The organism is Streptomyces sp. NPDC034049 (assembly GCF_055575575.1).
Genome location: NZ_JBVISJ010000015.1, coordinates 20,106 through 35,224 on the forward strand (window position 1 = coordinate 20,106; position 15,119 = coordinate 35,224).

General features: G+C 72.2%; 12 protein-coding genes. 2 read left to right on the plus strand and 10 right to left on the minus strand.

What is annotated here, in order from left to right; all coding sequences use genetic code 11:
• Window positions 1-17: 17 nt before the first annotated feature.
• On the plus strand, window positions 18-3,065 hold the full coding sequence (locus tag ACZ52C_RS33215; RefSeq protein WP_469078253.1) for a family 78 glycoside hydrolase catalytic domain: 3,048 nt from the start codon (window positions 18-20) through the stop codon (window positions 3,063-3,065).
• Window positions 3,066-3,207: 142 nt separating this feature from the next.
• Here the strand turns inward: ACZ52C_RS33215 and ACZ52C_RS33220 are convergent, their stop codons facing one another.
• The 8 genes from ACZ52C_RS33220 to ACZ52C_RS33255 all read right to left on the minus strand — a co-directional run bounded on the left by ACZ52C_RS33220 (window position 3,208) and on the right by ACZ52C_RS33255 (window position 11,617).
• Window positions 3,208-4,137, minus strand: coding sequence for a hypothetical protein (locus ACZ52C_RS33220; protein WP_469078254.1), 930 nt, complete (start codon window positions 4,135-4,137; stop codon window positions 3,208-3,210).
• A 325-nt stretch (window positions 4,138-4,462) separates the two neighbouring features.
• Window positions 4,463-5,287, minus strand: coding sequence for a DUF1684 domain-containing protein (locus tag ACZ52C_RS33225; protein WP_469078255.1), 825 nt, complete (start codon window positions 5,285-5,287; stop codon window positions 4,463-4,465).
• A gap of 51 nt (window positions 5,288-5,338) precedes the next feature.
• Window positions 5,339-6,223, minus strand: coding sequence for a TauD/TfdA dioxygenase family protein (locus ACZ52C_RS33230; RefSeq protein WP_469078256.1), 885 nt, complete (start codon window positions 6,221-6,223; stop codon window positions 5,339-5,341).
• A gap of 27 nt (window positions 6,224-6,250) precedes the next feature.
• On the minus strand, window positions 6,251-7,069 hold the full coding sequence (locus tag ACZ52C_RS33235; RefSeq protein WP_469078257.1) for an ABC transporter ATP-binding protein: 819 nt from the start codon (window positions 7,067-7,069) through the stop codon (window positions 6,251-6,253).
• Window positions 7,056-8,120: a taurine ABC transporter substrate-binding protein gene (locus ACZ52C_RS33240; protein ID WP_469078258.1), complete on the minus strand. Its 1,065-nt coding sequence runs from the start codon at window positions 8,118-8,120 to the stop codon at window positions 7,056-7,058. Before ACZ52C_RS33240 ends, ACZ52C_RS33235 begins: the two co-directional genes overlap by 14 nt.
• A gap of 63 nt (window positions 8,121-8,183) precedes the next feature.
• Window positions 8,184-9,110: an ABC transporter permease gene (locus tag ACZ52C_RS33245; protein WP_469078259.1), complete on the minus strand. Its 927-nt coding sequence runs from the start codon at window positions 9,108-9,110 to the stop codon at window positions 8,184-8,186.
• 325 nt (window positions 9,111-9,435) lie between these two features.
• On the minus strand, window positions 9,436-10,293 hold the full coding sequence (locus ACZ52C_RS33250; protein WP_469078260.1) for a class I SAM-dependent methyltransferase: 858 nt from the start codon (window positions 10,291-10,293) through the stop codon (window positions 9,436-9,438).
• A gap of 181 nt (window positions 10,294-10,474) precedes the next feature.
• Window positions 10,475-11,617 (minus strand): hypothetical protein, encoded by a 1,143-nt coding sequence (locus tag ACZ52C_RS33255; RefSeq protein WP_469078261.1) that lies wholly within the window; start codon window positions 11,615-11,617, stop codon window positions 10,475-10,477.
• Between the two features lie 232 nt (window positions 11,618-11,849).
• Between ACZ52C_RS33255 and ACZ52C_RS33260 the strand changes: the two genes are divergently transcribed.
• Window positions 11,850-13,391, plus strand: a complete 1,542-nt coding sequence (locus ACZ52C_RS33260; protein WP_469078262.1) for an AMP-binding protein — start codon at window positions 11,850-11,852, stop codon at window positions 13,389-13,391.
• A gap of 90 nt (window positions 13,392-13,481) precedes the next feature.
• On the opposite strand, the gene ACZ52C_RS33265 is transcribed toward ACZ52C_RS33260, so the two are convergent.
• Window positions 13,482-14,321, minus strand: coding sequence for a family 3 encapsulin nanocompartment shell protein (locus ACZ52C_RS33265; RefSeq protein WP_469078263.1), 840 nt, complete (start codon window positions 14,319-14,321; stop codon window positions 13,482-13,484).
• 59 nt (window positions 14,322-14,380) lie between these two features.
• Window positions 14,381-15,109, minus strand: a complete 729-nt coding sequence (locus ACZ52C_RS33270; protein ID WP_469078264.1) for a sulfotransferase-like domain-containing protein — start codon at window positions 15,107-15,109, stop codon at window positions 14,381-14,383.
• Between the last annotated feature and the right edge of the window lie 10 nt (window positions 15,110-15,119).

Genomic DNA, 15,119 nt, shown 5'->3' on the forward strand with positions numbered 1-15,119 from the left:
CGACAGGAGCCAGTGTCATGGCCGAAGGAACGAGCGCGGCGGAGGAAGCGTCCTCCGCCCGCCCGCCGGAGGGCCCCGTACGGGGGCTCACCGTCGAACACCGCACCGAACCCCTGGGTGTGGACGCCGACCACCCGCGCTTCGGGTGGCGCACGCGATCCGACACCCGGGGCTGGCGGCAGGGGTCGTACCAGATCCTCGTCACCGGGTCCGAGGCCCGGCTGACCGCCGGCCACGCCGAGGTCTGGAACAGCGGACGGGTCCACTCCGCCGACTCCGTCGCCGTCCCCTACGCGGGCGAGCCCCTGCGGCCCTCGACCCGCTACCACTGGTCCGTCGCCGTGTGGGACGACGAGGGCCACCGGGCGGGCAGCGCGACCTCCGTGTTCGAGACCGGTCTGATGAGCACCGACGGCGTGACCGGGTGGGACGGCGCGCAGTGGATCGGGATGCGGGGGAAGACCCCCGGCTCGGCCGGCGCGCCCATGCTCCGCAAGGAGGCACCCCTCCACGTCGGCGGAGACCGGAGGGTGCGCGAGGCGCGGCTGTACCTCTCGGCCCTCGGCGTGTACGAGGCCCACGTCTACGGGGAGCGGGTGACCGTCGACCAGGACGGCGCCCCCACCCTCGAACTGCTGCCACCGGGCTGGACGAACTACGACACCCGCGTCGACTACCTGACCTACGACATCACCCGCCACCTGCGCCACGCGTCCGACGTCACGCTCGCGGTCGTCCTGGGCAACGGCTGGTACAACGGCCGGGTCTCCGACGGCAGCACCTACTACGCGCCGGACGGCAACGCCCTCGCCGTCAAGGCGAAGCTGCTGGTCGAGTACACCGACGGGACCACGCAGACCGTCGTCACCCGCCCGGACGACGGCTGGCGGGCCACCGACACCGGCCCCCACCGGGCCGACGACATCTACGACGGCCAGACCTACGACGCCCGCCGCGAGCCGACCGGCTGGACCGCGCCCGGGTTCGACGACAGCGCCTGGACGGACGTGGAACGCGTCGCCTTCGAGGACCGGTACCCGGACGTGCGGCTGATCGCCTACCCCGGCGAGAGCGCCCGCTTCGTGGACCGCTGGGACCAGCGGCCGTGGTCCGTCACCGTCGCCACCGGAGTGACCGGCGAGGACGACAGCCCCCATGGCCGGGGACGCCTCGTCGTGGACCCGGCCCGCACGGTGACCGACCCCGCGCGGGCGGCCGGCGCCGAGGTCACCCTCTCCGCCGGTGAGACCGCCGTCTTCGACCTCGGCCAGAACATGGTCGGCGTGGCCCGCTACGGAGTGCGCGGACCGGCCGGTGCCCGGGTCGAGTTCCGGTTCGGCGAGATGCTCAACGACGACAGCGCCGGCGCGGACGGCCCCGAGGGCTCGCTCTACCGGGCCAACCTCCGCAGCGCCGAGGCCACCAGCACCTACACCCTCAAGGGCGACCCGGAGGGCGAGACCCATCAGGACACACTGACCTTCTACGGCTTCCGGTACGTCTCCGTCACCACCACGCGGACCGTCACGATCACCGGGCTGACGGGCAAGGTCGCCACCTCCGCCCTGCGCGAGACCGGGACCGTCACGACGAACGATCCGGATGTCGACCAGTTGGCGAGCAACGTCCGTTGGGGGCAGCGCGGCAACTACCTCTGGGTGCCCACCGACTGCCCGCAGCGCGACGAACGCCTCGGCTGGACCGGCGACACCCAGGTCTTCGCCACCACCGGCCTCTACAACGCCGACGCCGGTGTCTTCCTCAGCCACTTCCAGGACACCGTCGTCGACTCCCAGACCATCTACGGCGCGGACAAGGCGCAGTACACCGGCGTGGCCCCCGGCGGACGCTACAACTTCCCCGGCGGCGGCAGCGGTTGGGCGGACTGCGGAGTCGTCCTCCCGTGGACCGTGTGGCAGATGACCGGCGACACCACCGTCGTGGAGCGCAACTGGCCCTCGATGACGCGCTACCTGGACTGGATCCGGCAGCAGACCGGCGACACCTACGCCGGACAGGGATCCCTCACCGGCGACTGGCTCGCCCCGCAGAAGACCAGCGCCCAGCTGATGAGCGATGTCTACTACGGCTACTCCGCCCGGCTGATGGCGAGGATGGCCCGCGCGATCGGCAGGGCGGCGGAGGCCGAGGAGTACGAGCGGCTCTTCGGGAACATCAGGCGGGCGTTCGTCGCCAAGTACCTGAGCACCGACGGCGATCGCGTCACCGTACGGTCCGGCCTGGGCAAGGCCTCGCCGATCGAACCCGGCTCCGACCCGGACGAGAGGACCGAGGACAACAGCCAGAGCGCGCTGCTGTGGGTCCTCAAGCTCGGCTTCTACGAGACCGAGGCCCAACGCCGAGCCCTCGTCGGCCACTTGGCGGACAACATCGGCAACGACGCGGCCTACAAGAAGGCACACCCGGACAGCATCCGCGTCCGCCACGCCGAGAACACCCTGTCCGTCGGCTTCCTCGGCGTCAACGTCCTCGCCCCCGTCCTCACCGACGAGGGCCGCGCCGACCTGGCGTACGCGCTGCTGTACCAGGACGCGCTGCCGTCCTGGCTGTTCTCGGTGCGGAACGGCGCCACCACGGTCTGGGAGCGCTGGAACTCCTACGCCGAGAAGGCCGGTTTCGGCCCGGTCGGCATGAACTCCTTCAACCACTACGCCTACGGCGCGATCATGGAGTGGATGTACTCCTACGTGGCCGGCATCGCCCCCGATCCGGAGGGCCCCGGCTTCCGGCGCTTCCTCCTGCGGCCCCACCTCGACCCCACCGGACGGATCACCCGGGTCACCGGCACGTACGACTCGCCGTACGGCGAGATCCGCAGCGCCTGGGAGGTCGGGGACGAGGGCCGCACCCTGGCGTACGAGGCGGTCGTGCCCGCGAACAGCGAGGCCACCCTGCGCCTCCCGGCCACCTCGGCGGACGCCGTCCGCGAGGGGCGCACCCCGCTGGCGCGCGTGGACGGCGTGCGGTTCCTCGGCCACGCGGACGGCGTGGCCTCGTACCGCCTGCCGTCGGGCCGGTACCGGCTCACCACAGACCTGCGCTGAGGGGCGGAGGAAGGAGGCCCGGCACCGTGCCACACGGTGCCGGGCCTTCGTTGTCGGGCCTTCGTCGGCGCGCCGCCGCATCCCCACCGGGCATCGACCGACGGCCCACCCGTTCTCCCACGACGATCCGCGAGTACCGGCCTCAGTCGGCCGCCGGCGCGGGCTCGGACGCGGGCTGCGGCGGGGCGGCCTGCGCCGGGGCGTCGGGGCCGGTGTAGTACACGGAGGAACCCTGCTTGACGCGCTGGGCGTTGCTCTTGGCGACCAGACCTTCGAGGGTGGTGCGCACGACGTTGGTCTGGATACGGCGGTCCGGGTGCGCCTGGGTGAGCGCGGTGGCGACCTCGGCCGCGGAACGCGGCTCGCTCTGCTCGGTGAGATGACGGCGGATGAGCTCGACGAGCGTGGGCTGAGCCTTCTCGGCGGTCCCGGTCGCGGTCTTGGCCGTGGTCTTCGAGGCCGCCGTCTTCGTGGCAGGTTTCTTGCTCGCGGCGGTCTTGGTGGCGGCGGTCTTGGTGGCGGCGGGCTTGGCGGTCGAGGCCTTGCCGTCCGATGCCTCGGTGGTCCCTGCCTTGGCCGTCGCGGTCTTGGTGGTCGCGGTCTTGGTGGCCGTCGTGGCCTTGGCGGCGGTGGTCTTCGGGCTCTCGGCCTTCGGGCTCTCGGCCTTCGGGCTCGTGGTCTTCGCGGTCGCGGTTTTCGTGGTCGCCGTCCTGGGCCCGGCGGTCTTCGTCGCGGTCGCCTTCCTCGTCCCCTTGCCGCCCTGCGCGGGTTCGGCCTTCTTGGCCCGGGTGCGTTTGCCGGCCTCCGGGGAGGGGGCGGTCTTCTGCCGGGGCACGGAGGGCGTCGTGACCTCCTCCGCCGCGGGCGTCGGCTCGGGGGCCGCGACGCCGAGCGCCTGCTGCATGTTCACCAGCACGGCGTGATCCTGCCGCAGACTGAGGAGTTGCTCCTGCAGAGCGTCGATCTCCCCGATGAGACGCTCCTGTTCCTTGGCGTTGCGCTCGAGGTCGGTGGCGACCTGGGCGGTGTACTGCGTCTTGAGGTCGGTCGACTCTGATGGCGTCTCGGTCATGGCGGTTCCCTTCCCGACAACGAACGTGCTGTGTGCGGATGGTACTCACCGATTCGCCGTACGTCGGCCGAGAGTGAATCCCGGTCGCCGCGACGCTCCGCCTCCTGCGGTTCTGAGGTGACGGAGAACCCCGTACGCCGTCGAGGCCGCACCGCCTCAGCCCCGGGACCGGGCCTGATGAGCACCTGCCGGGTGCCGGCGACAGCCCCTTCACCGCACCGCACCGCGCTTCCCGAGCCCATCGGATACCTGTTCGGTGACCACGATGGGCTGAATCGGGCGGCAGGCATGTACTCCGCCGCCGCCCACTCCCGGGCCTCGGCGGTCAGGCGCCGCCGCGTTCGTGAGGGATCTTCTCCCCGGCCTCGATCGCCACCGGCAAGCGGTTCTCGGCCGGGGGGAGAGGGCAGGTGGCCAGGTCGGTGTAGGCGCACGGCAGGTTCGTCGCCCGGTTGAAGTCAAGGACGACCGTGCCGTCGGCGGCGGGCGGGGCGAGGGCGAGGGACCGGTTGGCCACGTAGGTGGTGATGCCGGACGTCGCGTCGGTGAACAGCACCAGCAGGCCGCCCGGCCCGTGCCCGGGGAACGCGGTCAGGGCGAGGGGACGCCCGTCGAGAGCGAACTCGATCCGGCCCGGCGCGTCGTACACGTGCTCAAGGCCCTCCACCGCCGCGCCCACGGTCGTCGGCCGCGGCTCGTCGAAGGCCGTGTACCTGCCGGTCACCACCCAGCGGGGGTGCGGGGCATAGGCGGGCGTACCCGTGTACGCGGTACGCAGCGGTGCGTCCGGGTGCCGGGGGCGGACGATGTCGTGGCCGCCGCGCCTGGCCACCTCGATCACGGCCTCGCCCCAGACCGCGTTCACCCCGCCGCGCTCCGGGAGCACCCCGAAGCGGTGCTCACCGTGGACGGGCACTCCGTCCACGACCAGTTCCTCCCCCTCGTCGAGGACCACGACGACCCCCTCGGCGCCGGTCGACCAGGCACCCGGCGCGTCCGGGAAGCGCTGCGGCTCCTCATCGAGCCAGTGCAGGCCGGTGACGGCGAGGAAGCCGTGCGGGTCGGCGAGCCGGGTCTCCTGCCCGGTGTGCCACTCCTGCCAGTCGCGGGTGAAGGCGGACAGTTCCTCGGTGGTGTCCTGAACGGACATGTGTGCTCCTCGGTCGTGTGGTCGTGGGTTCGTCGGGTGGTCCGGGGTCGGTCAACGGGGTGCGGTGGCGGGGCCGACCGGGGTGTCGCCGCGTAGCGTGATGCGGTGCATGACCCGGTGCCGGTCGCCGTAGTCGCGGTTGGCGTAGTGGGCCGTGCTGCGGTTGTCCCATAGCGCGACGTCGCCGGGCTGCCAGCGGTGCCGTACGACGTGTTCGGGCTTGGTGAGATGGGCGTAGAGGATGTCGAGGACGCCCCGGCTCTCGTGCTCCGAGGCGCCCACGATGTGCGAGGTGAAACCGGGGTTCACGAACAGCCCCTTGCGGCCGCTCTCGGGGTGCACCCGCACCACCGGGTGCTCCACCGGCGTCAGCGCGGTGAACACCTCGCCCTCCCACAGGTTGCCGCGGCCCTGCCGCCGCTGGGCGAGGTAGTAGCCGAACTCCCGGGTGCCGTCGTGGACGGCGGTCAGGGTGTCCAGGTACGCCCGCAGTCCCGGCGACAGCGACTCGTAGGCCAGCTGACTGTCGGCCCAGTTGGTGTCACCGCCGTGGGGCGGCAGCACCACGGCCCGCAGCACGGAGATCGCGGGCGGCCGCCGTACGAAGGTCACGTCCGTGTGCCACACGTCGGCGAACCCGTTGTCCTGGCTGTCGAGCGAGTACACCTCGGGCGCCACGTCACCGGAGTCGTGCACCGGATGCCCCACGGTGACCTCGCCCAGGCGTCTGCCGAAGTCGATCTGCGCGGCGTCGTCGAGACCGTGCTGGCCACGGACGAACAGCACCTTGTGGGCCACGAGCGCCTCGCGGAGAGCGAGCACCTCGTCGTCGCCGAGGCGGGCGAGGTCGATGCCGTGGATCTCCCCGCCGAAGTGCGGGCCGAGCGGGGTGACCGGGATACGGGCCACGGAGGTCCGTTCGTGCAGGATGCTCACCGGGATGTCCTTTCGTGAGTACGGTGATCAGGCCGCGGCGGCGGCCTTGACGGCGTGCGCGACCTGGGTGCGCAGCTCGGCGAACTCGCGCGAACCGCGCAGTTCCTCGGCGTCGACGTCGCCGCGCGGCAGCGGGATCGGCAGATCGAGGGCCACGGTCCCCGGGCTCCTGGTCAGCACCACGATGCGGGTGCCGAGGAACACCGCCTCGTCGGCCGAGTGCGTCACGAACACCGTGGTCCGCCCGGTGCGGTCGGTCACCCGGCGGACGTCCTCCTGAAGCCGCTCCCGGCTCAGCGCGTCCAGCGCCGCGAACGGCTCGTCGAGCAGCAGGAGCGGGTTCTCGGCGGCCAACGCCCGGGCGATGGCGACGCGTTGCTGCTGGCCGCCCGAGATCTCCCAGATCCTTCGCCGCTCGGTGCCCTCCAGGCCGACGCGGGCCAGCAGCTCCGCCCGCCGCTCCGGCCACCGGGCACGGTCGACCCCCGCGTACCGCAGCGCCAGGTCGAGGTTGCCCCGCACCGTCCGCCACGGGAACAGCCGTGGTGTCTGGAACACCACGCCGGCCGTCCGACCCGGGTGCGGCTCGCCACCGGAGACCCGCACCGAACCGAGCGTGGGCTGCTCGAACCCGGCGATCAGTCGCAGCAAGGTGCTCTTGCCGCAGCCGGAGGCGCCCACCAGCACCAGGAACTCCCCGGCCGGGACGGTCAGATCCACCGGCCCGACGGCGGTGACGGCCTCGCCGCCCCGGCCGTACCGGTGGGTGACACGGTCGAGGCGGACGGTTCCGGTGTCCTCCACGGACACCGCCGCCGAGGTCTCGGTGGTCTCACTTGAGGACATCGGACAGCCCCTTGAGGTAGAACGCCCCGCGCACCGTGTCCGAGGACGGCGCGGCGTCGATCTGCTGTTGGTCGGCCAGGAACCGGGCCGTGTCGGTGACGTAGCTGAGCAGCTTCCCGGGGGTGTCCCCGGTGCCCAGCCAGTCGGCGGACACGACCTGTTCCGGGGTGAGGAACACGCCCTGCGAGAGCTGCGCCTCGGCGTCCGCCGCGCTGATGCCCAGCTCGGCCGCGACGGCCTTCACCGAGCCGTCCGGGTCGGACTTCAACAGCCGGAGGGCCTCGGCCTGGGCCGCGCGCCAGGCATCGATCGCCTGCGGGTCCGCCGCGATCAGGGCGTCCGACACGACGGCCAGGTCGAGGGTGGGCCTGCCCGCGGAGCCGACCTCCTTGCTGCTGGTCAACTGCTTTCCGGACGTGCGCAGTTCGTCCAGGGTCGGCAGCCAGACGTAGGCGGCGTCGATGTCGCCCCGCTGCCAGGCGGCGAGGATCGGCTGCGGCTGGAGGTCGATGAGCTGGACGTCGGACGGCTTGAGCCCGGCCGCCTTCAACGCCGCCAGCAGACTGTAGTGCGAGGTGGACGCGAACGGCGTGGCTATCTTCCGGCCCTTCAGCCCGGCGACGTCCGAGATACCGGTGGCCCTACGTGCCACGAGGGCCTCGTTCTCGCCCGCGACGTCGAGGATCCACGCGACCTTGTACGGGATGGGTGAACTGCCGGAGATCCCCCGGGCGAACGGGCTGGAGCCCAGGGCGGCGATGTCGAGGGACTTGCCGATGAACGCCTGGTTGACACTGGCGCCGGAGTCGAACTTGATCCAGGTGATCGTGTGGTCCGGGAGCGCCTTCTCCAGCAGTCGTCTGTTCTTCACGATCAGGTCGCCGCTGGGGAAGGCGAAGTAGCCGATGCGCAGCCGCTTGGAGCGGCCGGACGCCGATGCCGCGTTGTCCGGGGAGCAGCCGGTGACGGAGGCGGAGACGGCGACGGTGACGCCGGCCAGGGCTCCGGTGAGGAGACGTCGACGGGATGGACCTTGGGGGATGCGGGGCATGGCGGAGCCGTTTCTGTGCAGGGGGAGGTACGGAAAGGGGGAAGGGCGGGGCCGCCGGTGGCGCTAGGCGCGACCGCGCCAGGGCACCACCGCGCGTTCGAGGCGCAGCAGCAGTCCGTCGATGATCAGGCCGGAGACGCCGATGGCGACGATGCCGACCAGGACCACCGGGGTGTTGTTGTAGTTGGCGGCGTCCTTGACCATGCCGCCGATTCCGGGCAGACCGTTGACCAACTCGGCCGCGACGAGGGAGGAGTAGGCCACACCCACGGCCAGCCGGACCCCGGTCAGCGTCTCCGGCAGCGCGGACGGCACGACGACGTCCCGGACGACGTCCCACCGCGACCCGCCGATCGCGCGGGCGGCCTCGATCAGGCTCTTCGGTACGGCGGCGACGGCCGTGGTGGTGGACACGGCCACGGGCGGGAAGGCGGCCACGGCCAGCAGCGTGATCTTCGGCTCCTCGTCGATGCCCAGCCAGATGACGAGCAGTGAGAAGTACGCCAGGGGCGGCAGCGTGCGCAGGAAGGTGATCCAGGGCTCGAACAGCGAACGCATCCAGCCGACCGTGCCCATGAGCAGCCCGAACAGCACCCCGAGGGCGATGCCGACACCGGCACCGATCGCGATGCGCCGCAGGCTGATGCCCAGATGCTCGACGAGGTACGTGCCGTTGTAGCCACGGACACCGTCGTGCGTCGTGGACACGGTGACGAACGCGTCCCACACCCTCGCCGGTGACGGTACGAGTGTCTCGCTCCATGTCCCGCTCGCCGCCACCACCTGCCACAGGAGGAGGAAGAGCAGGAGCGAGCCGACGGGCAGCACGACGGGACGGGCGCGCTCCCACGGACCCCGTGCGGACGAACGGCGTCCGGGCGACACGTCGACGGGGGCGGGTGTGGACGCGGGGACGTCGGCGGGCGCCGGTGTTCCCGCGTCCGCGTCTGCCGGTCGATCAGGCTTGGAGAGAGGGGGAGTTACGGACATGTGGCGTCCTCCGTGGGGCGCCGGGACATGTGCGGCCGTCGTCAGGCGACGTGGGCGGCCGGCCCCGAGCGAGAGCTGTGCTGGACCGAGCGGGAGAGAGCACCCCGGGACAGGGCGCGAGGACCGCCCGCGCCGGGTGGGTCACCGGACGGCGGGGCGGGCGGGAGAGCGTCGGTTCAGCGACAACACGAACCCGGGCGTCGGCACAGGTCGATGACCAGGCGTCGCACCAAGGGCTCGGGATACATGGCCCTTTTCTACCCCAGCCGCAGCGCGACACCAAGAGGCGTCCACTCTCTGGAACGCGGGGCGGGGACGCGTACGGCTACGCGGTGGCCGCGACCGGACCGTTCGCGGGCTTGTGTCCCCAGGCGGTGAGCAGGCCGGCCGACACCGCCGCGCACGCGTCCGAGCCCAGGTAGCGGATCGCCTCGTCGAGGGCCGCGTCGTCGACCAGTCCGGTGGCGACCATGGCCGTCCGGCTCCGCTCCCAAGTGTCCGCCCAGAAGCGGCTGATGGGACTGCCCGGCAGCAGTGGCGGCACATGGATCTCGGCGCCGACGGACCCGAGCCCCGCGTCCCGCAGCAGTCGCGGGTAGGCCGGTACCCAGGTCACGTCCGTGCCGATGGTGGTCCGCAGGCCCTCCCACATCGCGCGCATGGCGTCGGCGTACGGGGTGCCGGGCGTCCGGTCGCTCGTCAGGTCGATCGCGTCGCTGAGCACCAACACCCCGCCCGGCGCGACGAGTTCGGCCAGCGCCGTGATCAGGCGGTCGCGCTCGGGCAGGTGCATGAGCACGAAGCGCGCGTGCACGAGCCCGAATCGGCCGGGGGCGAAGTCCGGGGCCGAGATGTCGGCCCGGAGGACGTCGAGCCCGGGGACCGGCCGGGCTTCGAGGAACCGTACGTCACGGTCCACCGCGAGCACGCTCGTGACCCCGGCCTCCTCCAGCAGCCGACGGGAGACGGTGCCCGTGCCGGCGCCCACGTCGAGGCAGCGCCACCCCGGGCCGACCCCGAGGTCCCGCAGCCGTGCCAGGGTGAAGTCGTCGTAGGCGAGGGCACCGAAGTCGATCCGTTCACCCTCGCCCGTCTGTTCCGGACGGAAGACGGCCTCGCCGTAGCGCCCGTCGTAGCGCCCGTCGTGGCGCCCACCGCCCGGCGCGTCGTCGAACGCGGTCATGAGCGAACCCCTTCGCAGGAGGGACAGGTGGCGGTGCGGCGGAAACCATGAGGCCGCCGCCCCCGTCCGATCCTCCCCGGCCCCCACCCCAGGGGCCCGAGGCGCGCCGCACCGTCGGCCGCACGGACCCGGACGCCGACCTCGGGCCCGGTCGCGCGGCGCGCTGCGGAGTCCGCCCGGCTCAGCCTCCGAGACGTTCGCTGTATGCCTCGGTCGGCGGATACGGAGTGGGGCGGGTCATGCCCACGGACCAGAAGGCCCTGGTGCCCGGGACCGACGTCACGTCATTGAGGTACGGCGCCGGGGCCGGGCCCGCCGGGCCCCGGGCGAGGGTCCAGGTGTCTCCGTCCCGGCGGAGATACGTACTGCGGCCCTGGTCCGAGAAGTTCCAGCCCGATATCCATGCGGCACGCCCCCGCGCGTCGCCCGCTATCCCGGTGAGCGACCCGAGGGTGAAGCCGGCTTCCAGCCGGGTCCAGGACGTGCCGTCCCAGTGACTCAGGGCGGGGTTGCCGGGACGGCCGATCGGTCCGCCCACACCGGCCTCGGTGCCCACCGTCCATACGTCGTCCGGGCCTGCGGCGTGCACGTCGGCGAGGCCGAGCCGCAGGCCCACCACCGGGGGCAGCGCCGTCCACGCACCGTCCCAGCGGGCCACGAGACCGGACCAGCCGCCGCCGTTCGACCGGTCCCCGCAGACCCACACCTCGCCCCGCCGGCGCACGACGACCCGGTAGAGGTTCACGCTCGCGACGGGCAGCGGGTCCAGCCAGCGCCACCGCCGGCCGTCGCCGTGCAGCAGACGGGCGGCGCCGTCCCGGACACCGCAGACCCACACCTGCCGGTCGCGGCCGACACCCACCGAGCTGATCCGGACGTCGGGCTCGCCCCGGCCGGGGAAGTCGGCCTCGCGCCAGGTGGTTCCGTCCCAGCGGAGCAGGGGGCTGCCGTCGCCGGTGGGATGGCCCACGGCCCACGCGTCGGACGAGCGGACACCGGCGACATCGACGATCCTCGTGTGCGTCAGGTGCGACAGGTCGCTCTTCCGCCAGACACGGCCGTTCCACACCATGGCCAGGGCCCGCTGCCGGGTCTGCGCCCCCAGGTCCTCCTCGCCCACGGCCCAGGCCAGTCGTGGCCCGGCGGCGGCGATCCGCCGCAGTTGCGCGGCGGGGACGCTGCCGGGCGCCGGCACGGCCTGCCACTCCCGCGTTCCGGGCCCCTGCGCGTCCTGGCCGTCCTGCGGGAGGGGCGTCGGGACGTGGGCCCGGGACGCGGACGGGCCGAGCGCCGTCCCCGCGAGGGCACCGACGGTCCCTGCCACGAATCGCCTTCGTCTCACTGCTGGATCCCTCCGGACGGATCGGGTGGACAGGAGCAACCACCGTGAACCAGCGCACCCGAGAGTTCTAGCCACCCACATGACAAAACGCGGGGAGGGGCCTTACCCGATCGGGTGACCGACCCGTGGCGTGCGCACTCGGTAGGGGAGTAACAACTCGTACGAGGCACGAGATGACGTACGCGGCGTGCGGACAGGGCGAGTGGGGAGACAGATGCGTGTTCCGATGACGGTGGCCGACTTCCTGGACCGGGCGGAGGCGGGTTTCGCCGACAGCCCCGGGGTGATCGACGAGCCGGGTCAGCCCGCGGCGCCGGTGGCGCCGTCGACGTACCGGCGGCTGGGTGAACGAGTGCGGGCCTGGCAGGCGGGACTGGACGCGCTCGGGGTGGGGGAGGGCGAGCGGGTGGCGGTGGTCAGCCACAACTCGGCCCGTCTGCTGGAGCTGCTGTTCGCGGTGCCGATGAGCGGACGGATCTGTGTGCCGGTCAACTTCCGGCTGAAGGCGGAGGAGATCGACTACGTGGTGCGCCAGAGCGGCGCCTCGGTGCTGCTGGCCGACCCCGAGGTGCGGGACACGGTCGCCGATGTCGAGGTGGCGCACCGGTTCACGCTGGGGGAGCAGACCGACACCGAGCTGATGCGGTTCGCGGTGGAGCCGAGGCCCTGGTCGCACCCCGACGAGGACGCCACCGCGACGATCAACTACACATCGGGAACGACCGCGCGCCCCAAGGGAGTTCAGCTCACACACCGCAACATCTGGGTGAACGGGCTGACCTTCGGGCTGCACACGCGGGCCTGGGAGCGGGACGTGTACCTGCACACCTTGCCGATGTTCCACTGCAACGGGTGGGGGATGCCGTTCGTGATGGCCGGGCTCGGCGCCAAGCAGGTGGTGCTGCGCAAGGTCGACGGCGCCGAGATCCTGCGCCGGGTCGACGAACATGGGGTGACGCTGATGTGCGGCGCGCCCGCCGTGTGGAACGCGGTACTCGACGCGGCGACCGGCTGGGACGGGCCGGTGCCGGGGCGCGACCGGGTGCGGATCGTGTGCGCGGGAGCGCCGCCGCCGAGCCGGATGATCCAGCGCGTCCAGGAGGAACTGGGCTGGGAGTTCACCCAGATCTACGGCCTGACGGAGACCTCGCCCCTGCTGACGTTCAACCGCGTGCGGCCCGGGGACGACGCCCTGCGGGGCGAGGAGCGGGCGCGCAGGCTGTCGCGGGCCGGTCTGCCCGCGCTCGGGGTGAAGCTCCGGGTCGCGGACTCCGGTGAGGTGCTGGCGCGTTCGAACGTGGTTCTCGACGGCTACTGGGAGAAGCCCGAGGAGACCGCCGCCGTGCTGGAGGACGGCTGGTTCCACACGGGCGACGGCGGGACGCTCGACCCCGAGGACGGACATCTGACGATCTCGGACCGGAAGAAGGACGTCATCATCACCGGCGGCGAGAACGTGTCGTCGATCGAGGTGGAGGACACGATCTTCAGTCACCCCGGGGTGGCGGAGGCCGCGGTCATCGGGGTGCCGGACACCAGGTGGGGCGAGACGATCAAGGCGCTGGTCGTGCGGGCCGGGGACGCGGCCGTGAGCGAGGCCGAGATCATCGCGTACTGCAAGGAGCGGCTCGCCGGGTACAAGGCCCCGACGAGTGTGGAGTTCCGGGACGCCATTCCGCGGACGGCGACCGGGAAGGTCCAGAAGTTCAAGCTGCGCGAGCCGTACTGGGCCGGCCGGGACCGGGAGGTCAACTGACCGGGCACGGTTACCGACACGGGCCGACGGGGAGCGCGGCGGACGAGGGCCCGCGTCGCCCGCGCCCCCCGCGCTCCACGGTGCGTCCGCTCAGGCGCGTACCGCGTGGAAGAAGTGGGTCGGCTGCTGTACGGCCACGCTCTCGTGGACCTCGGCGCAGACGGCCGTGCCCGGTCGCTCGAAGAGGCCCGGCGGGGGCTCCGCGACCTTGATCACCGAGCGGCCGGCCTCCAACAGGCGTGCGGCCATGGCGAAGTCGCCGACGAGCGCGGAGCCGGGAGCCACATGGCGGTGGCGGCAGATCATCACCTGTTCGCGGGCGAGGTCGGCCAGCAGGCTGCCGGCGCCCACCAACTCCCCGTAGTAGTCCTGGGGGTTGATCATCAGGGCGTGCCCGGTGCCGCCCTGCTGCTCTATCTCGTTGAAGGCGGCGAGGACCCCGGCGGTGTAGGAACCGGTGTACGGCAGGGTCGCGACGTCCGGGTGGTCCACGACGTCCAGGGTCAGGGCGCGGTTCTCCGCCGTCCCGAGCCGGACCATGAGGCGGTGGTCGATGAACTGGGCCAGCGCGTCGGGATGTTCGCCGAGGGCGTCGGGGATCTGCACCCACGCCGTGATCGGCCGTACCGCGTAGGTGGCCGCCTCGAATCGGTACACGCTCTCCCGCAGCCCGCCGGACGCGTGCGGCGCGTCCGGCCGGGTCTCGAACCACGACCGGACGGTCTCGCTCGTGACGCGCTGCTTCTTGAACAGATTGCGGGCGGTCAGCCGTGGCCGGTCCTTCCCCGGCTGGAAGGAGTCGGTGATGGTGTGGTCGAACCGGACCTCGGCCTTCTCCGGGTCCTCGGCGAAGGCCCGGGCGAACCGCTCGCCCGGGGAGGCGGTGGCCGTCGTAGCGGAGGTGTTCGTCGTGTCAGCGGTCGTCGTCATCCGGTCGTACGTCCTCGGGATCGGTGGGGCCGATGGGATGGGTGGCATCCGGTGGGCGGTCAGAGCGCGTGCTCGACCAGGCGCTCGTAGTACGGGAGATGGTGCTCGTAGTAGCCGCGCAGCCGTGCGTCGTTGTCGACCGTGGCGGCGTACTCCTTCTCCGGGGCGTCGAACCCCGCGCTGGCGATGGCGTCGAGGTGCCAGCGACGGTTCTGGCGCCACTCGGACCGTTCACCGGGCCGCCAGTTCAACGCCTCGGGGAGGAACGGCAGACCCACCCGCTCGCAGTAGGCCGCGACGACCCCCGCGGGGTCGGCGAGCAGCCGTTCGGCGGTGATGACCAGGGGGCGCCGGCCGGTGATCTTCCAGGCCAGTTCGAACAGGGCGTACTGGTGCTCGTAACCGATCTCCGGGCAGGCCAGCTCCGGCTTGATCGCGTGGTGCGAGGCGATGGTGCGGGCCGGGTGGCGGACGATGAAGGTGTGCTCGAAGCCGGCGATCAGCTCCGGACGGTCGAAGAGATGCTGATGGTGGTACTCCAGGGTGTCCTTGAAGAACACGGTCCGACGGGCGCCGAGCCGGGCGAGGTGGGCCAGCAGCTCACCGGGGGCGCGCAGCGTCGCGGTGCCGCCGTCCGGGTCCGGGACGGACACCTCGCCGTGGTCGGTGAGCAGGACCAGGGGCTCGTGCACGACGGTCACGTCGCCGCGCTCGATCATCATGCGGAGGAAGGCGGTGGAGACCGCTCTCGGGTGCGCCCACATCGCGATGACGGTGGGGCGTGACACGGGTTCGGTG